A 22,484-nucleotide genomic window follows, 5' to 3' on the forward strand; every position below is an offset into this window, starting at 1 on the left:
GTCAAAAAAGACCAACGCGTGGGCAGGGGGCGATGCATCAGGTAAACTGCCGCATCTTCTATACCTATAACGATTCGCCTGATGCCCACGACGTTTCATGAGATTCCCCGCAAGCGCCCGACCACGCCCCTGCTCGACCGCGCGAATACGCCGGACGGCCTGCGCCGGTTAGGCGAAGCCGAGCTGGAAACCCTGGCCGATGAGTTGCGCCTGGAATTGCTTTACACGGTCGGCCAGACCGGTGGGCATTTCGGTGCAGGCCTGGGCGTGATCGAGCTGACCATCGCGTTGCATTACGTCTTCGACACGCCGGACGACCGGTTGGTGTGGGACGTGGGTCATCAGGCGTATCCGCACAAGATCCTTACCGGTCGCCGTGAGCGCATGGAATCGCTGCGCCAGAAGGACGGCATTGCAGCCTTCCCGCGTCGCGCCGAGAGCGAGTACGACACCTTCGGCGTCGGCCACTCCAGCACTTCGATCAGCGCTGCACTGGGCATGGCCATCGCCGCCCGCCTGCAGAACAGTGATCGCAAGGCAATCGCGGTGATTGGCGACGGCGCACTGACCGCCGGCATGGCTTTCGAGGCGCTGAACCACGCGCCGGAAGTCAACGCCAACATGCTGGTGATCCTCAACGACAACGATATGTCGATCTCGCGCAATGTCGGCGGTCTGTCGAATTATCTGGCGAAGATCCTTTCCAGCCGCACTTACGCGAGCATGCGTGAGGGCAGCAAGAAAGTCCTGTCGCGCCTGCCCGGCGCTTGGGAAATCGCTCGTCGCACCGAAGAATACGCCAAGGGCATGCTGGTCCCCGGCACGCTATTCGAAGAGCTGGGCTGGAACTACATCGGCCCGATCGACGGCCACGACCTGCCAACGCTGATCGCCACGCTACGTAACATGCGTGACCTCAAAGGCCCGCAGTTCCTGCACATCGTCACCAAGAAAGGCAAAGGCTTCGCCCCGGCGGAAGTCGACCCGATCGGTTACCACGCCATCACCAAACTCGAACCACTGGACGCTCCGGCCGCCGCGCCGAAGAAGGCCAGCGGGCCGAAATACTCAGCGGTGTTTGGCGAGTGGCTGTGCGACATGGCTGCCGTCGATCCACGTCTGGTCGGGATTACCCCGGCGATGAAGGAAGGCTCGGATCTGGTGGCGTTCAGCGAACGCTTCCCACTGCGCTATTTCGACGTGGCGATTGCCGAACAACACGCCGTGACGTTCGCTGCCGGTATGGCCTGCGAAGGCGCAAAACCGGTGGTGGCGATCTACTCGACATTCCTGCAACGTGGTTACGACCAGTTGGTACATGACGTCGCGGTGCAGAACCTCGACGTGCTGTTCGCCATCGACCGCGCCGGTCTGGTCGGCGAAGACGGCCCGACACACGCCGGCAGCTTCGATCTGTCGTACCTGCGCTGCATCCCGGGCATGGTCATCATGACCCCGAGCGATGAAAACGAACTGCGTAAAATGCTCACCACCGGCCACCTGTACAACGGTCCGGCGGCTGTGCGTTACCCCCGCGGCAATGGCCCGAATGCGGCCATCGACAAAGATCTTGAGCCGATTGAAATCGGTAAAGGCATCGTCCGTCGTCAGGGCAGCAAAGTCGCCTTGCTGGTGTTCGGTGTGCAACTGGCCGAAGCGCTGAAAGTCGCTGAAAAAATCGATGCCACTGTGGTCGACATGCGTTTCGTCAAACCGCTGGATGAAGCGCTGGTGCGCGAGATTGCCGACAGCCACGAATTGCTGGTGACCATCGAGGAGAACGCGATCATGGGCGGCGCCGGTGGCGCGGTCAGCGAGTTCCTCGCGCGCGAGAATATTCTCAAGTCGATGCTGCATCTGGGCTTGCCGGATATCTACGTCGAGCACGCCAAGCCTGCGCAGATGCTGGCCGAGTGCGGGCTGGATGAGGCCGGGATCGAAGCGTCGATTCGTGAGCGTCTGGCCTTACTCGACAAATAAACGCATTACCCTTGTGGGAGCGAGCCTGCTCGCGAAAGCGGACTGTCAGTCAATACATTGCTGACTGATACACCGCATTCGCGGGCAGGCTCGCTCCCACATTTGATTTGTGTACATCTGAAACACCAGTGGACTGTCCATGAAACTCTCGCGCCTCGCCCTGCCCTTCTTCCTGCTGCCGACCGCCAACGCCCTCGCCGACACCTTCGAACGTGATCAAGCATTGAAGCTGCCGGACATGCTGATCTCCGCCAACCGCCAGGTCGAAGCCCGCAACGACAGCAGCGCCGCCAACACGGTATTCACCCGTGAAGACATCGACCGCCTGCAACCGAGCGATGTGCCGGACCTGCTGCGGCGCGTTCCCGGTGTGCAAGTGGCGCAGGCCGGCGGGCGCGGCAGTCTGCCAGGGATCTACATTCGCGGCACGCAGTCGGCGCAGAGTCTGGTGCTGGTCGACGGCCAGCGCATTGGCAGTTCGACGTCCGGCGACAGCAACCTGCAGCATCTGAACATCGAGCAGATCGAGCGGGTGGAAGTGCTGCGCGGTTCGCGTTCGGTGATTTACGGCAGCGACGCGATTGGCGGGGTGATCCAGATCTTCACCCGCCGCGGTACCGAGCAGGGTTTGCAGCCACGGATGCACGTTGGTTTCGGCAGCAACCAGACGTGGGAGCGTAGTCTCGGCTTGTCCGGCGGCGATGACAAAACCCGTTTCAACCTCGGCGCCAGCCTGGATGAAACCGCCGGAATTGACCGCACTCACGAGTCGTATCCAAGTGATGGCGATCATGACGCTTACCGCAATAAATCCGTCAGCCTGAGCCTCAGCCATGCGCTGACCGATGACATCGAAGTCGGCGCCAATCTGCTGGATAACCGGGGCAAGGGCGAGTTCGACAACCCGTTCGGCCGCTTCGACATGAACACTTTCGAATCGGTCCAACAGCAGCCCTACAGCGATTTCAACGTCAGCAGTGTCAGCAGTTACGTCGATGCCCGGGTCAACGAAATCTGGAAAACCCGCGTCGAGTTCGGCCATACCGAGAACCGCGAGAAGACCCTCGACAAGCTCAGCGACGAACGCACGGTGTTCAACACCTACCGCGACTCGGTGAACTGGCAGAACGACCTGACACTGGACGCACGCAACAGCCTGATCCTCGGCGGCGACTGGTACGAAGACCGCGTCAACAGCAGCACCGCATTCGACGAAGACAGTCGCTGGAACCGCGCCGCATTCATCCAGCATCGTTATCAGGCCGACAGCTTCTCCACCGAACTGGGTCTGCGTCACGACGATAACCAGCAGTTCGGTAGCCAGAACACTTGGAGCGGCACCTTCACATTGCCGCTGAACCCGGACAACGATCTGTTGCTGAGCTACAGCGAAGGTTTCCGCGCGCCGACCTTCAACGACTTGTACTACCCGGACTTCAGCAATCCGGATCTGAAACCGGAAACCTCGAAAAGCTACGAGCTGCAATGGCGCAGTCAGTTAAGCGACAGCAGCCGCCTGGAAGCGTCGATTTACCGTACCGACCTGGAAGACGCGATCATCTTCGGCAGCAACTCACGTCCGGAGAACGTCGCTTCGGCGCGAATCAACGGCTTTGAAGCAGCGCTGAAACAGGAACTGTTCGGCTGGCAGAGCAACCTCGGCGTGGCGATCATCGATCCGCGTGATCGCGATACCGGGCACACCTTGGCACGGCGTGCGCGGCGGACGTTGAGTTGGGATCTGGATCGACAGTTTGATCAGGTCAGCCTCGGCGCCAGTTGGCAGGCGGTCAGCAGCAGTTATGACGACCTGAAAAATGAGCAGGCGCTGGGTGGCTATGCGCTGTTCGGCTTGCGCAGCAGTTGGGCGCTGAACCGCGAGATCAAGCTGGATCTGAAGGTCGATAACCTTTTCGACAAAGGCTACAGCCGGGCGAATTACAGCTACGACGGCAGCCAGTATGGTTATCGCGAGGAAGGTCGGGTGTGGATGTTTGGTGTCACCTGGACTCCCGAAATCCACTGAAACCCCCTGTAGGAGCTGCCGAAGGCTGCGATCTTTTGATCTTGATCTTCGGCGATTCCGACTCAGTCAAACAGCAAAATCAAAAGATCGCAGCCTTCGGCAGCTCCTACAGGATTACCTGTCCGGCGCGATCAATTGGCAGAGTTTGGCGGTAGCGCTGATCATTTGGCCACTTGGGCGCTCAAGGCCTTTGTCGGTGACCAACAGCAATTTCCCCTGTTTGACCGCGACTACTTGCGACCACGACTTCCAGGCATTCAACTGCGCCTGATCCCCCGCCAGAATCACCTCTGGATCGCGCTGCAACACCGCCTCAATACTCACCTGCGGCGCCGGCAGACTCAAATCAGCGAACACATTGCGCGCCCCGCACACTTCCAGCGCATCACTGATGATTTGCCCGCCACCGACGGTGTACAGCGGTTTGTCCCAGACCTGATAGAAGACCCGCAACGGCAGGTCCCGGCGATAGCGCTGGCGCAACTCCGTGAGTTGTTGGCGCAACGCCGCCGCCCGTATCACCCCACGTTCAGGTCGCCCCAATTGCGTGGCTATGGCTTCTATCTGGGTAGTGAGTTGCTCGAAGGAATGCGGCTCGGCGACGAAGGTCGGGATACCCAGACGGTTCAATTGATCGCGCTGCCCCGGGCCGACACTCCCGGGCCACAGCAACAACAAATCAGGCTGGAGGCTCAGCAGCTGTTCCATATCGAGTTGGCCATAGCGGCCGACAGAGGGGACGTTGGCAATTTCAGCAGGACGCTCCCCGGCATCGAGCACGCCGACCAGCAGGTCAGCCGAATCCAGCTCAACGACAATTTCAGAAAGCGACGGTGCGAGGCTGACCACCCGCAGTTGCGCCAGCGCAGGGCCACTGACGGCCAGCAGCAGAAGCGCCAGCCACAGACGACGCATCAGCCGAGTTGACGCGGGATACGGTAGAGATAAAACAGTACCGCCGTGGACAACGCCAGCAACATCAACGGTACGGCTTCAAGACCAACAAACACCGCCAGTGCGCCGATCCACGCTGGCAAAGCTGCCGCGAGAAAAGCCGCACGACGACGGGCTGCGAGGGCAATCCACGCGGCCGGTTCATCCGGGGTATCGAGGGCTTTTTGCGTGGCGATCAGCGCATGTTTGTAGCGGCCGAAAAACTTCAGGCTGACAAACATCGACGCGACGCCGGCAATGAAAAACGGCATCGCCAGTACTGGCAGAATCCCTTCGCCCTGACCAAACAGCGCGTTGAGTACGAACAACGGCACCAGCGCCAGCGCGAGGTATTTCCACCAATCGACCGACAATCGGCGCCGCACCTGACCGCGAGTCACGCGCGATCAACCTCGCCCTGATGCTCATTGCCCATCATGTGGTCGAGCTTGCTGGCCTTGGTCGCCAGGTAGAGCTTGTTGTGCGGGTTGTGGCCGGTGTGCAGCGGCACGCGCTCGGCGACGGTGATGCCCATGTCGGTCAAGGCTTTGACCTTGCGCGGGTTGTTGGTCATCAGGCGCAGGGATTTCACGCCCAGATGCTCGAGCATCGGCAGGCACATGGCGTAGTCGCGCTGGTCGGCGGCAAAGCCCAGACGTTCGTTGGCTTCAACGGTGTCGGCGCCGCCGTCCTGCAACTCGTAAGCACGGATCTTGTTCAGCAGACCAATGCCGCGACCTTCCTGACGCAGGTAGAGCAACACGCCACGGCCTTCACGGGCGATGGCTTTGAGGGCGCCTTCGAGTTGCGAGCCGCAGTCGCAGCGCTGGCTGAACAAGGCGTCGCCGGTCAGGCATTCGGAGTGCAAACGGCCGAGTACCGGGGCACCGTCGGCAATTTCACCCAGGCTCAGCACGACGTGCTCACGGCCGGTGGCTTCATCGAGAAAACCGTGCATGGTGAATTGCGCAAAAGGCGTTGGCAGCTTGGAAGCGGCGACAAAGACGACAGGCACCGGTGTGCTCCTGATCTAAAGAGTCTGAAAATTCGCAGGCCGGCATTGTAACAGCAGGTTCCTACCGGCGCTTAGGCTGAATTATCGGGCATAACGATCAAAAAGTTTGATAACTACCCGGTCGACATGGATCCCTGTAGGAGCTGTCGAGTGAAACGAGGCTGCGATCTTTTGATCTGGTTTTAGAATCAAGATCAAAAGATCGCAGCGTGCCGCAGCTCCTACAGGGGATTCGTCGCGCCCCTAGTGAAGGGATACGGCTGCTGCCACTTCTCAAAGATCGGCTTCAACTCGCCGCTCTTCACCAACTGCTCCATACGCTGGTCAAACAGCGCCATCAGCGCCCGTGCCTGTGGCGTGTCGGCAAAGCCGAGGAACAGCGGCAGCTCGGCCAGGTGCGAATAGCGATACTGTGCCGGATCGGCTGCGGTTTTCACCACCGCTTCAATCTCGGTCAGCGCATCGATGTAGTAATCCGCCCGCCCCTGCTTGAGCATCGACAGAATCCCGGTGCGACGCTCGATCTGGTTGTAGCGCTTGATGTTGGGCAAGTAGTTTTCGTAGCGATAACCGCGCACCCAGGCCAGTCGATACTTGCCCAGCGTCGCCTGGGTCGGCACCGGATTGCTCGCCAGGCCCAACGCGTAGATGTGGTCGGAATCGAAATTCCAGCGCGGATACAACACCTGCTCGGCTTCGTCGCGATAGGAACCGACCAGCGCGTCGACTTCCTTCAACTGCACCAGCCCGACCGAACGGGTATAAGGCACGCTGCGGATATCGAGCTTGACCCCAGCCGGCTCGAACACCTTGCGTAGCACGTCCCAGCCTAGGCCATGGCCGTCGGCGGCGGTGTAGTCTTCCCAGTCTTCGCTGGCCAGATGGATGACCGTCGGCGTCGGCGCAGCTTCCTGCGCACCGGCCACGGTGCTCAGCAAAGCCAAAACCACTAGCGCCAACCAGCGTCGAGCCATCCCTAGTCCCCTCACTTGCCCCTGATATCCCTTGGAATCAGGCGAAAATCCACACCAGACCCTGCATCGCCAGCCAAGCGAACACACCGGCCAGTACGTCGTCGAGCATGATCCCTACACCACCGTGGACATGCCGGTCGATCCAGCGAATCGGCCATGGCTTGAGAATGTCGAAGAAACGGAACACCAGAAAACCCGCGAGCAACCAGTACCAGCCTTCCGGCACCAGCCACAGGGTGATCCACATGCCGACCATTTCGTCCCAGACGATGCCTTCGTGGTCGTGGACCCGCAGATCGTCAGCCACTTTGCCGCACAGCCAGAAGCCGAACAGCATGGTGATCCCGAGCATCAGCCAGTAACCCCAGTCGGGCAGCATCTGCCACAACGGGATAAAGGGTAGCGCAACCAGCGAGCCCCACGTGCCCGGCGCCTTGGGCAAGGTGCCGGAACCGAAGCCGAACGCAAGAAAATGCCAGGGATTGCGCCAGACCGACGGCGGAACGAATTCGGCCGGAACCTGTTTCGGGTGATCTGTCACGGTGTCTCCTGAAAATGTTGATAACCCCGAATTTTCGGGGTGATGTCGTGCCCTTCGCGATCCAGCAGAACCACGCCCTGACCTTCTGATACGCGACCGATCACATGGATCGGCCAGCCATTGGCCAGCAGCGACGGCAACTCGACGGACGGTAGCGTAAACGCCAGCACGTAATCATCGCCACCGCTCAGCGCGGCACGCTCGGCGCCGCGCTGACCGAGAAACGCTACTAATGCATCCGACAGCGGTACGCGCTCGCGTTCAATCTCAAGTCGCACCTGCGACGCCAGCGCAATGTGGCCACAGTCGGCGAGCAAGCCGTCGGAGATGTCCAGTGCCGAGGTGGCTTTGCCACGCAGGGCCTGGCCGAGGGCCAGTTGCGGTTGTGGCGACCAGTAATGATCGAGCAGCGGTTGGGCGATGTGTGCTTCGGCCTCACGCTGACCGAGCACCAGTGGCAAGGCGCCGGCCGCATTGCCCAGCTCACCACCGACACATAACAAGTCGCCCGGTTGCGCGCCGCTGCGAGTCAGCGCCTGACCCGCAGGCACACGACCAAACACGGTTAGCGTCAGGCTCAACGGTCCACGCGTGGTATCGCCGCCCACCAGCGCAACGCCGCAGCTCTGCGCCATGCGGTTCAAACCGTGGGCATAGGTTTGCAGCCAATCGGCGGTCACCGTCGGTACAGTCAGGGCAAGGGTAAAGGCAACGGGCGCGGCGCCCATGGCGGCCAGATCGCTGACCGCAACGGCCAGCGAGCGCTGACCGAGCAGAAACGGATCGCAGGGGTCGGCAAAATGCACGCCGGCCACCAGCGTATCGGTGGAGATCGCCAGCTGTTCCCCAGGGGGAACAGCGAGCAAGGCGCAGTCATCGCCGATTCCCAGAGCAACGCCTTCGCCGCCCTGCGCACAAGGCGCGGCGGCGAAGAAATTGCGGATCAGCTCAAACTCGCCCATGGCTGAGACAAAGGATTCAAGCGCCGATCAGCGCTTGAACGCCTTCACTTCAGCTTCACGCAGGCGCGGGGCCAGCTTGTCGAGTACGCCGTTGACGAACTTGTGGCCGTCGGTCGAACCGAAGACTTTCGCCAGCTCGATACCTTCGTTGATCACCACGCGGTACGGCACATCAACGCGCTTGAGCAGCTCCCAGGTCGACAGGCGCAGAACGGCCAGTTCAACCGGGTCGAGCTCTTCGATCGCCAGATCCAGGCAAGGCGTCAGAGCGGTGTCGATTTCAGTCTTGAACTGCGGAACCCCGTGGAGGATTTCACGGAAGTAAGCACCATCGACATCGGTGAAATCGTTATCAACGCGAAACTGCGCTTCGATCTCGTTCAGCGATTGCCGGGCCATGTGCCACTGGTACAGCGCTTGAGTCGCGAGCTGACGGGCTTCGCGACGCTTGACGCTTTTCGAGGGCTTGCCGGCATCCGCAGGTTTCGGATCGCGCGGGTTGAAACGATCGCTTTCGTCGCTAATCACTTGGCCTCCAACTGCGCCAGCAGGCTGACCATTTCCAGAGCGGACAGGGCAGCTTCGGCACCTTTGTTACCGGCCTTGGTGCCGGAACGTTCGATGGCTTGCTCGATGGAATCAACGGTCAGGACGCCGAAAGCAACCGGAACGCCGAACTCCATGGAGACCTGGGCCAGACCCTTGGTGCACTCGCCTGCCACGTATTCGAAGTGCGGGGTGCCGCCACGAATGACCGCGCCCAGCGCAATGATTGCAGCGAACTCGCCTTTCTGGGCGACTTTCTGCGCAACCAGCGGGATTTCGAAGGCGCCAGGTGCGCGGATGATGGTGATGTCGCTTTCGCTCACGCCGTGGCGAACCAGGGCATCAACTGCACCGCTGACCAGGCTTTCAACGACGAAGCTGTTGAAGCGGCCCACTACCAAAGCGTAGCGGCCTTTAGGGGCGATGAAGGTACCTTCGATGGTCTTCAGGGTCATTCGTCAGTTCTCTTAAAGAGCCGGGACGCGTCTGCTACGCGTCCCTCAGTGATTTATTTGCCGCGAATTCGGGTCCGGAAACAACCGGTCATTATTCGGAGGGCACGTATTCTACAACTTCCAGATCGAAACCGGATATCGCATTAAATTTCATTGGTGCAGACATCAAACGCATTTTGCGCACACCAAGGTCGCGCAGGATCTGCGAACCGGCACCGACGATGCTGTAAGTCGTCGGTTTTTTCGGCGCGGCCTGATCGCCGGTTTCACGGATATGTGCCAGCAGCACGTCGCCGTCGAGCGGGTGACCGAGCAACAGCACCACACCGCTGCCCGCCTCGGCAACCGCAGCCATGGCGGCGCGCAGGCTCCAGCGGCCCGGTTGCTTGACCATCAACAGGTCGCGCAGCGGATCCATGTTGTGCACGCGAACCAGCGTTGGTTCTTCGGCGCAAACAGTGCCCAGGGTCAGCGCCATGTGCACGTCGCCTTCCACGGAATCACGATAGGTCACCAGGTTGAATTGGCCCAGTTCGCTGTCCAGTGGCTGCTCGGCAATCCGCTGAACGGTACGTTCGTGGATCATCCGGTAGTGAATCAGGTCGGCGATGGTGCCGATCTTGATGTTGTGTTCAGCGGCAAACTCTTCGAGTTCGGCACGACGAGACATGGTGCCGTCGTCGTTCATCACTTCGCAGATCACGCCACTTGGCTCGAAACCGGCCATGCGCGCCAGGTCGCAAGCGGCTTCGGTATGGCCGGCGCGAGCGAGGGTGCCGCCGGCCTGCGCCATCAGCGGGAAGATGTGGCCCGGGCTGACGATGTCTTCAGCCTTGGCATCCTTGGCGGCAGCCGCTTGCACGGTGCGCGCACGATCAGCGGCGGAGATGCCGGTGGTCACGCCCTCGGCGGCTTCGATCGAAACGGTGAACTTGGTACCGAAACCGGAACCGTTGCGTGGCGCCATCAGTGGCAGCTTCAACAGTTCGCAGCGCTCGCGGCTCATCGGCATGCAGATCAGGCCACGGGCGTGCTTGGCCATGAAATTGATGTGCTCGGCCTGGCAGCATTCGGCGGCCATGATCAGGTCGCCTTCGTTCTCGCGGTCTTCGTCATCCATGAGGATGACCATCTTGCCTTGGCGGATGTCTTCAACCAGTTCTTCGATGCTATTGAGCGCCACAAGGCACCCCCTTCAGTCAGGATTTGAGATAGCCGTTGGCGGCCAGAAAGCTTTCGGTGATGGTGCCGCCAGGCTTTTGTGACGAGCCCGTTTCTGCAGCCTTGTCGCCAAGCAGAAGGCGCTCCAGATAGCGCGCCAGCAAATCGACCTCCAGATTCACCCGGCGACCCGGCGTGTACGACGCCATAATGGTTTCGCTCAGAGTGTGCGGAATGATCGTCAGCATGAACTCGGCGCCATCGACGGCGTTCACGGTCAGGCTGGTGCCGTCGACGGTGATCGAGCCTTTATGGGCGATGTACTTGGCCAATTCTTTCGGCGCGCGGATGCGAAATTCCACGGCGCGGGCGTTGTCGCTGCGCGAGACGATTTCGCCGACGCCGTCGACGTGACCGCTGACCAGATGCCCGCCGAGACGGGTGGTCGGGGTCAGGGCTTTTTCCAGATTGACCGGGCTGCCGCTTTTCAGGTCATTCATGGCGGTGCAGTCAAGTGTTTCACGGCTGACGTCGGCGGCAAAGCCGTCGCCCGGCAGTTCAACGGCAGTCAGGCAAACGCCGTTGACCGCGATGCTGTCGCCGAGTTTGACGTCGCTCAGGTCGAGCTTGCCGGTGGCGACGTGGACCCGCACATCACCGCCCTTTGGGGTCAGTGCGCGGATACTGCCGATGGATTCGATGATGCCGGTAAACATGGGGTTCTCCTTGAGAACTGAGCCAGCGCTAACGCGATGGCCGGGAATTATACGCTCGCCGGTCGAGCAGGGATGGCAGTGACTCGCCAGTCATCGCCCACCGCACGAATTTCAGTGATTTTCAGCTCGGGAGCGTCCTTCATATAGGCCAACGGCCAGTCGAGCAGCGGACGCGCCGAAGAACCGAGGAACTTGCCGGCGATGAAGATCACGAATTCGTCGACCAGACCAAGCTGAGCAAAAGCGCCGGCCAGACGCGGGCCGGCTTCAACCAGCACCTCATTGACGCCACGGTTGGCCAGTTCAATCAGCAACTGATGCAGATCGACCTGACCGTCATCACCCGGCACGATCAGGCACTCGGGGCCGTGAGCGTATTGCTCTTCGATCGCGACACAGGTGGCGACCAACGCCGGGCCGGCCTTGAAGAACGGCGCATCCAGCGGCACCCGCAGGCGTCCATCGATCAGCACGCGCAGTGGTGGACGGCTCATGGCCAATGCGGTTTGTTCGGCATCCAGACCCAACTCGTCGGCCCGCACAGTCAACCGCGCGCCATCGGCCAGCACTGTGTCGGCGCCGGTCAGCACCACGGCGGCCTGAGCGCGCAAACGCTGGACTGCCGAACGAGCAGCGGGACCGGTGATCCATTGACTCTCGCCGCTCTCCATTGCCGTGCGACCATCGAGGCTCATGGCCAACTTGACCCGCACGAACGGCAAGCCGTGTTCCATGCGTTTCAGAAAACCTTGATTGAGCTTGCGCGCTTCGGCTTCGAGCACACCGCTTTCAGTGGCGATGCCGGCATCGGTCAAGCGCTGCAAACCACGCCCAGCCACTTGTGGATTCGGATCACGCATCGCTGCGACCACGCGGCCTACGCCAGCATTCACCAGCGCATCGGCACACGGCGGTGTGCGGCCATGGTGGCTGCACGGTTCGAGAGTTACATAAGCGGTCGCGCCCCGGGCAAGCTCACCGGCGGCGCGCAGGGCATGGACTTCGGCGTGCGGTTCGCCGGCGCGTTCATGCCAGCCTTCGCCGACAATCTGCCCGTCACGCACCACCACGCAGCCAACCCGAGGATTGGGATGGGTGGTGTAGTGACCTTTGCGCGCCAGTTCCAGCGCGCGCGCCATGAAGTGGGCGTCGAGGATGGCCTGCTCGGCGGCGGTGGTCATTCTTTCACCGGTTCGCGGGCGAGGCGGTCGATTTCTTCGCGGAACTCGTTGAGGTCCTGAAAGCGCTTGTACACCGAAGCGAAACGGATGTAGGCAACTTCATCAAGCTTTTGCAACTCGGCCATGACCAGTTCGCCGACCACGAGGGATTTGACCTCGCGCTCGCCGGTGGCGCGCAGCTTGTGCTTGATGTGAACCAGAGAGGATTCGAGGCGCTCGACGCTCACCGGACGTTTCTCCAGCGCGCGTTGCATGCCGGCGCGGAGTTTTTCTTCGTCGAACGGTTGGCGGCTGCCATCGGTTTTGATCAGGCGCGGCAACACCAGTTCGGCCGTCTCGAACGTCGTGAAACGTTCGCCGCAGGCCAGGCATTCACGCCGGCGGCGCACCTGTTCGCCCTCGGCGACCAGACGCGAGTCGATGACCTTGGTGTCGTTGGCACCGCAGAAGGGACAGTGCATGGTGGCTGGCAACAAAAAAAGGGAGGGCCATGGTAGCGCATCCCGGTGGCAAGACAAGCCATAGGCTTTGCGGTATACAGAACGGCATGATCGTTTGATCCATGGATTTCATTTTGCCGGAGCATCCAATGCCGTTACGTCCGCTCGTTTTGCTCAGTCTTTTCAGCCTGCTGGTGGCCTGTGGCAGCGATGCACCCAAGCCTCAGCCGCCAACGCCGGGCCCTGCGCCGCAACAGGCACAGAAAAAAGCCAAGGAAGCCGCCGACCTCGGTCCGCTGCCGGCCTATCAACGCGAATTGAGCGGCACCCTGCAAGGAGTGCCGGCCGGTGCCGAAGTGGAATTGGCGCTGCTGGTGATCGACGAAAAGGATCGCCCGCAACAATTGCTCGCCAGTTCCAGCCTGATCGGCAACAACCAGATCCTGCCATTCCGCCTGCGCTTCAACCCGGATGCTTTTCCGGCCGGTGCGCGGGTCGAGCTGCGTGGCCGCGCCAGCCAGTCCGGCCAGCTGATCCTGCATTTGCCGTCGCAAACCATCAGCCAGCCAACCACTCAGGCGTTGGGCCAACTGCAATTTGTCAAAGCACCATGAATGCACCGCTCGACCTGCAACAGGCGCTGGGTGAATTGCTCGGCGACGCCAGACTCAAGGTCTGTGCCTTGCACGACACTGATTTGCAGTTGTGGCTGATCGATGGCGACAACATGGATCGCGAATTCAGTCAGGAAGAAATTCAGCGAATTCTGCACGAGCCACCGTATTGGGGTTTCTGCTGGGCCAGCGGTCTGGCGGTGGCGCGTTATCTTGCAGAGTTTCCCGAGTGGGTGCGCGGTAAACGCGTGCTGGATTTCGGCGCGGGTTCCGGGATTGCCGGGATTGCGGCGGTGAAAGCCGGGGCTGTGGAGGTGGTGGCGTGCGATCTCGATCCGCTGGCGATTTCCGCCTGCCGGGCGAATGCCGCGTTGAATGATGTCGAGATGGGTTATTCGACGGATTTTTTTGCCGAAGCCGATCGCTTTGATCTGATTCTGGTGGCGGATGTGTTGTATGACCGGGCGAATCTGCCGTTGCTCGATGCGTTTTTGAGCCGTGGGCGAGAGGCGTTGGTGGCGGATTCGCGGGTCAGGGATTTTCGCCATCCGTTGTATGAGCGCATTGAAATGCTTGAGGCGTTGACCTTGCCGGATCTGGCGGAGCCTGAGGAATTTCGGCATGTCAGCCTGTACCACGCGCGGCGCTAGCCAAAAGCATCGCTGGCAAGCCAGCTCCCACAGTGACCGAGTCGAACCAACATTTCGTATACGACACAGAACCCTGTGGGAGCTGGCTTGCCAGCGATGGCGTCCTGCCTAGCGATACACCTCTCAAATCTGCCCCGCTTCCGGCCACACCCCGCCAAGCCGTATAGTTGCCCCATCCACGCTTTGACGAGATCCCCCATGAGCGAGCAAACGCCATACATCTTCGACGCCACGACGGCCGATTTCGACCAGTCGGTGATCGAGGCTTCCTTCAACAAACCGGTGCTGGTGGATTTCTGGGCCGAATGGTGTGCGCCGTGCAAGGCGCTGATGCCGATGCTGCAAAGCATTGCCGAGAGCTATCAGGGCGAGTTGCTGCTGGCCAAGGTCAACTGCGATATCGAGCAGGACATCGTCGCCCGCTTCGGTATTCGCAGCCTGCCAACCGTGGTGCTGTTCAAGGACGGTCAACCGGTCGACGGTTTTGCCGGTGCGCAACCGGAATCCGCCGTGCGTGCCTTGCTTGAGCCGCACGTGCAAATGCCGCCACCGGCCGCGGCCGATCCGTTCGAGCAGGCTCAGGCATTGTTCGATGACGGTCGTTACGCCGACGCCGAAGCGGCGCTGGTGGTGATGCTCACCGAAGACAACACTAACGCCAAGGCGCTAATCCTCTACGCGCGCTGCCTGACTGAACGCGGCGAGCTGGACGAAGCGCAAACCGTGCTGGATGCGGTCAAGAGTGATGAGCACAAAGCCGCACTGGCCGGCGCCAAGGCGCAGATCAAATTCCTTGGCCTGGCGCGTGATCTGCCGGATACCGCCGACCTGAAAGCGCGCCTGGCGAAAGATCCGCAGGACGATGAAGCGGTGTATCAACTGGCGATCCAGCAACTGGCGCGTCAGCAATACGAGGCGGCGCTGGATGCACTACTGAAGCTGTTCATCCGCAACCGCAACTATGGCGAAGGTCTGCCGCACAAAACCTTGCTGCAGGTGTTCGAGTTGCTGGGCAATGATCATCCGCTGGTGACGGTGTACCGCCGCAAGATGTTTGCTGCGCTTTATTAAGATCAAAAGATCGCAGCCTGCGGCAGCTCCTACATTGGGATCGTGTACACCCTTGTAGGAGCTGCCGCAGGCTGCAATCTTTTGCAACTCACTCGATCCAGCTGTAGAGCGGTGTATCCCCGCCGCTCACCACTTTCACGTCCGAGCTATGGCGCAAACGCACCAGCAAGCGCTTGCCCGCTGCCGCGCTGCCGGTCAGCCCTTCCAGCTGATCGAGCAGATCCGGCCCGCTCAGTTGCCCGGCCTTGCGCAACAGGTCCTTGGCGACCTGCCACAAGGCATCGTCCTGATTCAGCGGTTTCGCCGCCGGGGCTGATGCGACCGCCTCAGATTGAGCGACCGGCGCCTGCCCATTCAGCGCTGAACCGAGCTTCGCCCAATCGCCGTCATCCAGTTCAACAGTCAAATCCACCGGCATGTCGCCGACGGTTCCGCGTATCCGCAACATTGAGTTCGCTCCTGCACTTTTCTGACCTGCATGCTCCCACGGGACTTGTGCAACGCCAAGCGCACGGGCAAACTCTGCGCACTTTCGTTATAAGATTACATAACAAACTCTTCACTTTACTTCCCGGAGACCGCCATGCGTCGTCTGCTGCTCGCTTTGCCGTTTGCCCTGTTGCCGCTGGCCATCGCCCATGCTGCCGATGAGCATGACCACGATCACGACCATGAACACGGCAGCCTCGGCGCGCATGAACACGGCGTCGGTCGGTTGAACGCGGCGCTCGATGGTCAAACCCTGGAGCTTGAGCTGGAAAGCCCGGCGATGAACCTCGTCGGTTTCGAACACGTCGCCACCAGCGATGCCGACAAGGCCAAAGTCGCTGCCGCCCGCGCGCAACTGGAAAAACCGCTGGCCCTGTTCAGCCTGCCCGCCGCTGCCGCTTGCAAAGTGGTCAGTCAGGAACTGGAAAGCCCGTTGTTCGGCGACAAGCCGGATGCCGATGATCATGACGACGATGAAGCGGACAAGGACGGCCACGAGCATCACCACGACCACAGCGAAATCCACGCGCACTATCAGTTCAACTGCGCCACACCGGGCGCGCTGAAGACCCTCGATCTGGCGAACGTCTTCAAGACCTTCCCGGCGACGCAGAAAATTCAGGTACAACTGATCAGCGCCAGCGGCCAGCAAGGTACCGAAGTGACGGCCAAGGCTGCAGCCCTGAAATTCTGATCACACCGTAAATCCCCTGTAGGAGCTGTCGAGTGAAACGAGGCTGCGATCTTTTGATTGTAAAAAACCAAGATCAAAAGATCGCAGCCTTCGGCAGCTCCTACAGGGGGAAATGTGTTCACCTCATGAAACTGGTGCCATGACCCAAGCACTCATCGAACTGTCCGACCTGGGCTTCAACTGGCCCGGTCATCCGCCGTTGCTGGACATCCCGGCGTTTCGTCTGGAAGCTGGTGAAACCCTGTTCCTCAAAGGCCCCAGCGGCAGCGGCAAGACCACCCTGCTCGGCCTGCTCGGTGGTGTGCAGAAACCCGGTCGCGGCAGCATTCGTCTGCTCGGCCAGGAACTCACCGAACTCTCCGCCGGCGCTCGCGATACCTTCCGTGTCGATCACACCGGCTACATTTTCCAGCAGTTCAACTTGCTACCGTTTCTCTCGGTGCGCGAGAACGTTGAGCTGCCGTGCCACTTCTCGAAACTGCGTGCGCAACGAGCGAAACAGCGCCACGGCAGCGTCGATCAAGCCGCCGCTACCCTGCTCGCCCACTTGGGATTGAAAGATGAAAGCATCCTCAGCCGCCGCGCCGACTCGCTGTCGATCGGCCAGCAACAACGGGTCGCTGCCGCACGCGCATTGATCGGCCAGCCTGAATTGGTGATTGCCGACGAACCGACCTCGGCATTGGACTACGACGCCCGGGAAAACTTCATCCGCCTGCTGTTCGCCGAATGCCGCGAGGCCGGTTCCAGTCTGCTGTTCGTCAGCCATGACCAGAGCCTGGCGCCACTGTTCGACCGTCACCTGTCCCTGGCCGAACTCAATCGCGCCGCCACGTCTGCCGAGGTCTGAGATGTATCTGTTTCGTCTGGCCATGGCCAGCCTGGCCAACCGCCGCTTTACTGCTCTGCTCACCGCATTTGCGATCGCTCTGTCGGTCTGTTTGCTGCTTGCCGTTGAACGAGTGCGCACCGAAGCCAAAGCCAGTTTTGCCAGCACCATCAGTGGCACCGACCTGATCGTCGGCGCACGCTCCGGCTCGGTAAATCTGCTGCTGTACTCGGTGTTCCGTATCGGCAACGCCACCAACAACATCCGCTGGGACAGCTTCGAACACTTCGCCAGCAACCCGAAAGTGAAGTGGGCGATTCCGATGTCCCTCGGCGACTCCCATCGCGGTTATCGCGTGATGGGCACCACCGAAGCGTATTTCGAGCATTACCAGTACGGTCGCCAGCAACACCTGGCACTGGCCGACGGCCGCGCGTTTGCGACGGACCCGTTTGAAGTGGTGCTGGGTGCCGAGGTCGCAGATGCGCTGCATTACAAGCTCGGTGACAAACTGGTGCTGGCCCACGGCGTGGCCGCGATCAGTCTGGTCAAGCACGACGACAAACCGTTCACCGTGGTCGGCATTCTCAAGCGCACCGGCACCCCGGTCGATCGCACCTTGCACATCAGCCTCGGCGGCATGGAGGCGATTCACATCGACTGGCATAACGGCGTACCGGCGCGAGGTAACGGCCGAATCAGCGCCGATCAGGCACGCAACATGGACCTGACGCCGCAAGCGATCACCGCGTTTATGCTCGGCCTCAACAGCAAGATTTCCACGTTTGCGCTGCAACGCGAGATCAATGAATTCCGTGGCGAACCGATGCTGGCGATTCTGCCGGGCGTGGCGTTGCAAGAGTTGTGGAGCCTGATGAGTACCGCTGAAAAAGCGCTGTTCGTGGTCTCGTTGTTTGTGGTGTTGACCGGGTTGATCGGCATGCTCACAGCGATTCTCACCAGCCTCAACGAGCGTCGCCGCGAGATGGCGATTCTGCGTTCGGTCGGGGCGCGGCCGTGGCATATCGCGAGTCTGCTGGTGCTCGAGGCGTTTGCCCTGGCGCTGACCGGGGTGATTGCCGGCGTTGCGTTGTTGTACATCGGTATCGCCGCTGCGCAGGGTTATGTACAGGCCAATTACGGTTTGTACCTGCCGCTGGCGTGGCCGAGCGAGTATGAATGGACGCTGCTCGGTGGCATTCTGGCGGCCGCGCTGCTGATGGGCAGCGTGCCGGCCTGGCGCGCTTATCGCCAATCCCTGGCCGATGGCCTGTCGATCCGTTTATGAGGATGTTCACCATGCCCCGCGCTGCACTCGCGCTGCTGTTGCTGATCGCCCTGCCCGTGTGGGCAGCAGCGCCGAAAGACCTGACGTGGTCGGAAATGATTCCACCGGACGCCGCGCCGGAAGTGCCGAACATGACGCCGCTGCACGACCTGTCGAAGATGGGCGATGCGTTGTCTGCCGAGTCCGCGCCAGCGGCGAAGCAGGACCTGCCGGACGCGCCGGTGGTGCAGGCACTCGACGGGCAGAACATTCGTTTGCCGGGCTACATCGTGCCTCTGGAAGTCAATGAAGAAGGACGCACCACGGACTTTTTGCTGGTGCCGTATTTCGGCGCCTGCATCCACGTGCCGCCACCGCCGTCGAACCAGATTGTGCATGTGAAAAGCGAGTTGGGCGTGAAGCTCGATGAGCTGTATCAGCCGTATTGGGTCGAGGGACCGTTGCAGGTCAAGGCGTCGAGCAGCGAACTGGCGGATGCCGGGTATCAGATGGATGCCGACAAGATTTATGTGTATGAGCTGCCGGAGTGAATCCCGATAATTTTATGCTGTTTGTAAGGGCCCCATCGCTGGCAAGCCAGCTCCCACGGGGATCGAGTCGTTCACATATTTCGTGAACACCAACGGAACCTGTGGGAGCTGGCTTGCCAGCGATGGGGCCCTCAAGGTTGCACAGAAACCCGCCCCTTCACTGTTTCATTGAGCTGAGTCAAAAGACCGTATCAGTTGGCTTCGTACCATAGGACATCAGACATTTCTAACGTCCTTTCGGAGCCCCCATGAACAAGTCCTTGCTCAGCGCCTCGCTGTTTGCCCTCGCGCTCGCAGCCCCGCTCGCCCACGCCCACGAAGCCGGTGACATCCTCATCCGCGCCGGTGCGATCACCGTCAACCCGAAGGCCGACAGTTCCAGCGTCAAGGTCGATCAGGGTCCGTTGAGCGGCACCAATCTGGGCGGCAAGGCGACCATGAGCAGCGACACGCAACTGGGTCTGAACTTCGCCTACATGCTCACCGACCACGTCGGCCTCGAATTGCTCGCGGCGACGCCGTTCGAGCATGACGTCAAGCTCAAAGGCACTGCCCTGCCAGCGGCCAACGGCAAGCTCGGTACCCTGAAACACCTGCCGCCAACCCTCAGCGTCGTCTACTACCCGCTGGACTCGAAGTCGCCGTTCCAGCCGTATGTCGGTGGTGGTATCAACTACACCTGGATCTATGACGAACACGTCGGCAGCGAAGCGAGTGCCAACGGTTTCAGCAACTTCAAGGCGAAAAACTCCTGGGGTCTGGCCTGGCAGGTCGGTGCCGACTACATGCTGACCGACAACATCATGCTCAACGCCCAAGTGCGTTACATCGACATCGACACCCGCGCCACCGTCGAGAACAACGCCGTTGCCCCAGGCACACGCGCACGGGTAAATGTCGATGTGGATCCGTTCATCTACATGGTTGGTTTGGGCTATAAGTTCTAAGTCGAGTTATCGAACGTTCACGTGGTGGTGGATGAGGCTTGGTGGTGAGCAGGCATAGAACTGACGGCGACCGTACGCAGTTGATCGGGGGATAACATCCCCTTGCCACAGGAGTAGCGACATATTCCGGCCGTGAAAAAGGCGCCTGTCAAAGGGCGCCTTTTTCATGTCTGCCGCAAATGTTTAGCGTGAGTTGGATCATCCCCCTCACCCCAGCCCTCTCCCTCAGGGAGAGGGGGAAAGGGAGCCGATTTGTGTGCTCTTCAAAATCTGAGCTCAACCCGGTATCTCACGTCGGCGCATTTCTCACAAACGCTACGGTCAGTCCCCTCTCCCTCTGGGAGAGGGCTAGGGTGAGGGGCTTTTTTCAGGAGCGACCAAGCAACCGCGCCAAACCCACACTCATCGGCGTCTGCTGTGGCAGCTTGAAGCGTTCCAGCAGACGAGCGTTGTTCGCCCGCGAATGCCGGATATCACCGGAACGCGCCGGGCCATAGCTGATCGGCGGCAGCTCACCGACTACCGATTCAAGCGCCTGAAGCATCTGCTTGAGACTCATCGACTGATTCCAGCCGACGTTCACCGCACCGACTTCGACCTCAGACTTTTCGATCGCCTGCACCAGCAGATCGACCAGATCTTCGACGTACAGGAAATCGCGCGTCTGCTCACCATCACCGAACACGGTAATCGGCAAACCTTTCTGCGCACGTTCGCTGAAAATGCTGATCACCCCGGAATACGGCGAGGACGGATCCTGACGCGGGCCGAAGATATTGAAGAAACGGAAGATCACCGGTTCCAGGCCATGCTGGCGGCGATAGAAATCGAAATAATGCTCGCCCGCCAGTTTGTCCGAGGCATAAGGCGTCAGCGGCGCTTTGGACGTGTCTTCATCAATCGACTCGCCCTCGCCATTGTTGCCGTAGACCGCTGCGCTGGAGGCATACAACACACGTTTGACCCCGGCCAGACGCATGGCTTCGCAGACATTCAGCGTGCCAATGAAATTGCTCTGGTGTGTCTTCACCGGGTCATCCACCGACGCCTGCACCGACGCCACCGCCGCCAGGTGAGCGACCGCGCTGCAGCCCTGCATGGCCTTGGCCACCAGCGCCGCATCGGCGACATCACCGACAATCAGCTCGACCTTTGGATTGTCCAGCGGCAGGTTGCTGCGCTTGCCCGTCGACAAATCGTCGAGGATGCGCACCGAATGGCCTTGAGCAAGCAAGGCATCGGTCAGGTGCGAGCCAATGAAACCGGCTCCGCCGGTGATTAAAACAGTCCCTTCAGCCATGACGGTAGAACCTATCCAGTAAGCCCGGGAGTGCGGCACGCCAGGCGCGCGGCTTGATCCCGAAAGTGTGCAGAATTTTTTTGCAGGCCAGCACGGCGTGTTGCGGCTCTTCGCTAGCGTCCGGCCGCGCGGCGTGAGCCTGGGCGGTCGGCGCTTCGATGGCCAGAGCGTGCAGGCTGCGCGCTTCGGTCAGAATCGCCTGGCCCAGCGCCAGCGGCGTGGTCGCCTCGTGGCCTGCGTAATGGTAAGTGCCCCACAGCGGCGCGGCGCAATCGAGTTGCTTGAGCACCGAAATGATCACGCGCGCGGCATCGTCGACCGGGGTCGGATTGCCACGGCGGTCATCGGCCAGGAGCAATTCTTCTGGCTGCTCGGCACGAGCGAGGAAACGCCCGAGGGTGCCGTCCGGGCTGTCATCAAGCAGCCAGCCGAAGCGCAGCAGTACATGTTGCGGGCACGTGGCGCGAACGCTTTGTTCGATGCGCCACAATGCCTGACCGCGCAGACCCAGCGGCACCGGTTCGTCTTTTTCGCTGTACGCCGTGGCACGCGAACCATCGAACACCCGATAACTGGAAGGCTGGACGAGGACGATGTTGTGGTGCTGGCACAGTTCGGCCAGACGCTCGATCGCACGTTCCTGCCCGGCCATGCGGCTTTCGCTGACGGCCTCGGCCTGGAACCAGTCGAAATAGTAGGCGAGGTTGATCAACGCATCGGGACGGGTGTCGTCGAGCAGTTGCGTCAGGCTCGCGGCATCCCAGCCGTTTTCGGGCGGGCGGGGGGCGAGGAAACCGATGTCTTCCTCTGCACCGAGGCGAATCAGCGCCTGCCCAAGGGCATTTCCGCCGCCCAGTAACATAAGGCGCATTCGCATAGAGTCAGCAGGCCCAGTCTGATTGGAACGATGGCTTTAGCGACGGATCTCGTGGAACCGTCGTCGATAATTACCGGAATCGTTGCATTTTGCGGGTTTAGTGCGCAACCGTCATCCGTAAAGTGTAGATCGCCGGGATTTGTGTCGTGGCAACTGGCACCATCGCTGGCAAGCCAGCTCCCACAGGGTCCAGCGCTGATTACAAATTCTGTGAACGACATCAATCCGTGTGGGAGCTGGCTTGCCAGCGAAGAGGTCCTACCAG

The 22,484-nt window shown here is 60.8% G+C and carries 25 protein-coding genes; 10 read left to right on the forward strand and 15 right to left on the reverse strand.

The genetic code is table 11. The features are described 5' to 3' along the window. The first annotated feature begins 81 nt into the window (after nt 1-81). On the forward strand, nt 82-1,980 hold the full coding sequence (dxs, locus tag ACM6JQ_RS29080) for a 1-deoxy-D-xylulose-5-phosphate synthase (RefSeq protein ID WP_095114005.1): 1,899 nt from the start codon (nt 82-84) through the stop codon (nt 1,978-1,980). Between the two features lie 139 nt (nt 1,981-2,119). Next, on the forward strand, nt 2,120-4,006 hold the full coding sequence (locus ACM6JQ_RS29085; RefSeq protein ID WP_095114004.1) for a TonB-dependent receptor domain-containing protein: 1,887 nt from the start codon (nt 2,120-2,122) through the stop codon (nt 4,004-4,006). Nucleotides 4,007-4,120: 114 nt separating this feature from the next. Here the strand turns inward: ACM6JQ_RS29085 and ACM6JQ_RS29090 are convergent, their stop codons facing one another. The 12 genes from ACM6JQ_RS29090 to nrdR all read right to left on the reverse strand — a co-directional run bounded on the left by ACM6JQ_RS29090 (nt 4,121) and on the right by nrdR (nt 12,951). Further along, nucleotides 4,121-4,921, reverse strand: a complete 801-nt coding sequence (locus tag ACM6JQ_RS29090) for a cobalamin-binding protein (protein WP_095114003.1) — start codon at nt 4,919-4,921, stop codon at nt 4,121-4,123. Beyond that, nucleotides 4,921-5,340, reverse strand: a complete 420-nt coding sequence (locus ACM6JQ_RS29095) for an MFS transporter (RefSeq protein ID WP_122661425.1) — start codon at nt 5,338-5,340, stop codon at nt 4,921-4,923. The genes ACM6JQ_RS29090 and ACM6JQ_RS29095 overlap by 1 nt, the downstream gene beginning before the upstream one ends. Then, nucleotides 5,337-5,954, reverse strand: a complete 618-nt coding sequence (gene ribA / locus ACM6JQ_RS29100; RefSeq protein ID WP_016984117.1) for a GTP cyclohydrolase II — start codon at nt 5,952-5,954, stop codon at nt 5,337-5,339. Before ribA ends, ACM6JQ_RS29095 begins: the two co-directional genes overlap by 4 nt. Nucleotides 5,955-6,175: 221 nt before the next feature. After that, nucleotides 6,176-6,928: a substrate-binding periplasmic protein gene (locus ACM6JQ_RS29105; protein ID WP_414895096.1), complete on the reverse strand. Its 753-nt coding sequence runs from the start codon at nt 6,926-6,928 to the stop codon at nt 6,176-6,178. Nucleotides 6,929-6,965: 37 nt separating this feature from the next. Then, nucleotides 6,966-7,469 carry a phosphatidylglycerophosphatase A gene (locus ACM6JQ_RS29110; RefSeq protein WP_007910933.1) on the reverse strand — a complete coding sequence of 168 codons (504 nt, stop codon included), beginning with the start codon at nt 7,467-7,469 and terminating at the stop codon, nt 6,966-6,968. After that, complete coding sequence (gene thiL, locus ACM6JQ_RS29115) at nt 7,466-8,431, reverse strand: thiamine-phosphate kinase (RefSeq protein WP_123375853.1); 966 nt, start codon at nt 8,429-8,431, stop codon at nt 7,466-7,468. The genes ACM6JQ_RS29110 and thiL overlap by 4 nt, the downstream gene beginning before the upstream one ends. Before the next feature lie 27 nt (nt 8,432-8,458). After that, entirely contained in the window at nt 8,459-8,959 is a 501-nt protein-coding gene (gene nusB, locus ACM6JQ_RS29120) for a transcription antitermination factor NusB (RefSeq protein WP_007910937.1), read from the reverse strand. Continuing rightward, nucleotides 8,956-9,432, reverse strand: coding sequence for a 6,7-dimethyl-8-ribityllumazine synthase (ribE, locus tag ACM6JQ_RS29125; RefSeq protein WP_003228649.1), 477 nt, complete (start codon nt 9,430-9,432; stop codon nt 8,956-8,958). The genes nusB and ribE overlap by 4 nt, the downstream gene beginning before the upstream one ends. 91 nt (nt 9,433-9,523) lie before the next feature. Continuing rightward, nucleotides 9,524-10,615 (reverse strand): bifunctional 3,4-dihydroxy-2-butanone-4-phosphate synthase/GTP cyclohydrolase II, encoded by a 1,092-nt coding sequence (ribBA, locus tag ACM6JQ_RS29130; protein ID WP_007910939.1) that lies wholly within the window; start codon nt 10,613-10,615, stop codon nt 9,524-9,526. Between the two features lie 16 nt (nt 10,616-10,631). Further along, a complete protein-coding gene (locus ACM6JQ_RS29135; protein ID WP_414895097.1) occupies nt 10,632-11,309 on the reverse strand; it encodes a riboflavin synthase in 678 nt (225 codons plus the stop codon). Nucleotides 11,310-11,356: 47 nt separating this feature from the next. After that, nucleotides 11,357-12,490, reverse strand: coding sequence for a bifunctional diaminohydroxyphosphoribosylaminopyrimidine deaminase/5-amino-6-(5-phosphoribosylamino)uracil reductase RibD (gene ribD, locus ACM6JQ_RS29140; protein ID WP_414895098.1), 1,134 nt, complete (start codon nt 12,488-12,490; stop codon nt 11,357-11,359). Next, entirely contained in the window at nt 12,487-12,951 is a 465-nt protein-coding gene (nrdR, locus tag ACM6JQ_RS29145; RefSeq protein ID WP_007910946.1) for a transcriptional regulator NrdR, read from the reverse strand. Before nrdR ends, ribD begins: the two co-directional genes overlap by 4 nt. Nucleotides 12,952-13,079: 128 nt before the next feature. Here nrdR and ACM6JQ_RS29150 point away from each other — a divergent pair, with 128 nt between their 5' ends. The 3 genes from ACM6JQ_RS29150 (at nt 13,080) to trxA (ending at nt 15,265) form a co-directional block, all read left to right on the forward strand. Further along, entirely contained in the window at nt 13,080-13,544 is a 465-nt protein-coding gene (locus ACM6JQ_RS29150; RefSeq protein WP_123375935.1) for a YbaY family lipoprotein, read from the forward strand. Then, the gene (locus ACM6JQ_RS29155) at nt 13,541-14,194 is read left to right on the forward strand and encodes a class I SAM-dependent methyltransferase (protein ID WP_414895099.1); all 654 of its coding nucleotides are present in this window, start codon (nt 13,541-13,543) and stop codon (nt 14,192-14,194) included. The genes ACM6JQ_RS29150 and ACM6JQ_RS29155 overlap by 4 nt, the downstream gene beginning before the upstream one ends. 198 nt (nt 14,195-14,392) lie before the next feature. Beyond that, nucleotides 14,393-15,265: a thioredoxin gene (trxA, locus tag ACM6JQ_RS29160; protein ID WP_414895100.1), complete on the forward strand. Its 873-nt coding sequence runs from the start codon at nt 14,393-14,395 to the stop codon at nt 15,263-15,265. Nucleotides 15,266-15,353: 88 nt separating this feature from the next. On the opposite strand, the gene ACM6JQ_RS29165 is transcribed toward trxA, so the two are convergent. Then, nucleotides 15,354-15,713: a hypothetical protein gene (locus ACM6JQ_RS29165; RefSeq protein ID WP_123375849.1), complete on the reverse strand. Its 360-nt coding sequence runs from the start codon at nt 15,711-15,713 to the stop codon at nt 15,354-15,356. Between the two features lie 135 nt (nt 15,714-15,848). Here ACM6JQ_RS29165 and ACM6JQ_RS29170 point away from each other — a divergent pair, with 135 nt between their 5' ends. The 5 genes from ACM6JQ_RS29170 (at nt 15,849) to ACM6JQ_RS29190 (ending at nt 20,042) form a co-directional block, all read left to right on the forward strand. Continuing rightward, nucleotides 15,849-16,448: a DUF2796 domain-containing protein gene (locus ACM6JQ_RS29170; RefSeq protein WP_414895101.1), complete on the forward strand. Its 600-nt coding sequence runs from the start codon at nt 15,849-15,851 to the stop codon at nt 16,446-16,448. A gap of 139 nt (nt 16,449-16,587) precedes the next feature. Next, entirely contained in the window at nt 16,588-17,298 is a 711-nt protein-coding gene (locus tag ACM6JQ_RS29175) for an ABC transporter ATP-binding protein (RefSeq protein ID WP_016984101.1), read from the forward strand. Between the two features lies 1 nt (nt 17,299). Then, nucleotides 17,300-18,565, forward strand: coding sequence for an ABC transporter permease (locus ACM6JQ_RS29180; protein ID WP_095122172.1), 1,266 nt, complete (start codon nt 17,300-17,302; stop codon nt 18,563-18,565). An 11-nt stretch (nt 18,566-18,576) separates the two neighbouring features. Beyond that, on the forward strand, nt 18,577-19,095 hold the full coding sequence (locus ACM6JQ_RS29185; protein ID WP_007910961.1) for a DUF3299 domain-containing protein: 519 nt from the start codon (nt 18,577-18,579) through the stop codon (nt 19,093-19,095). 248 nt (nt 19,096-19,343) lie between these two features. Beyond that, nucleotides 19,344-20,042, forward strand: a complete 699-nt coding sequence (locus ACM6JQ_RS29190; RefSeq protein WP_007910962.1) for an OmpW/AlkL family protein — start codon at nt 19,344-19,346, stop codon at nt 20,040-20,042. 367 nt (nt 20,043-20,409) lie between these two features. Here ACM6JQ_RS29190 and ACM6JQ_RS29195 read toward each other — a convergent pair whose 3' ends face one another. Further along, on the reverse strand, nt 20,410-21,342 hold the full coding sequence (locus ACM6JQ_RS29195) for an NAD-dependent epimerase/dehydratase family protein (protein WP_095113993.1): 933 nt from the start codon (nt 21,340-21,342) through the stop codon (nt 20,410-20,412). Beyond that, nucleotides 21,335-22,219: a sugar nucleotide-binding protein gene (locus ACM6JQ_RS29200; protein ID WP_095113992.1), complete on the reverse strand. Its 885-nt coding sequence runs from the start codon at nt 22,217-22,219 to the stop codon at nt 21,335-21,337. Before ACM6JQ_RS29200 ends, ACM6JQ_RS29195 begins: the two co-directional genes overlap by 8 nt. Nucleotides 22,220-22,484: the final 265 nt, after the last annotated feature.

Origin of the sequence: Pseudomonas sp. IT-232MI5, from assembly GCF_949767845.1 — a bacterium.
Taxonomy (GTDB): domain Bacteria; phylum Pseudomonadota; class Gammaproteobacteria; order Pseudomonadales; family Pseudomonadaceae; genus Aquipseudomonas.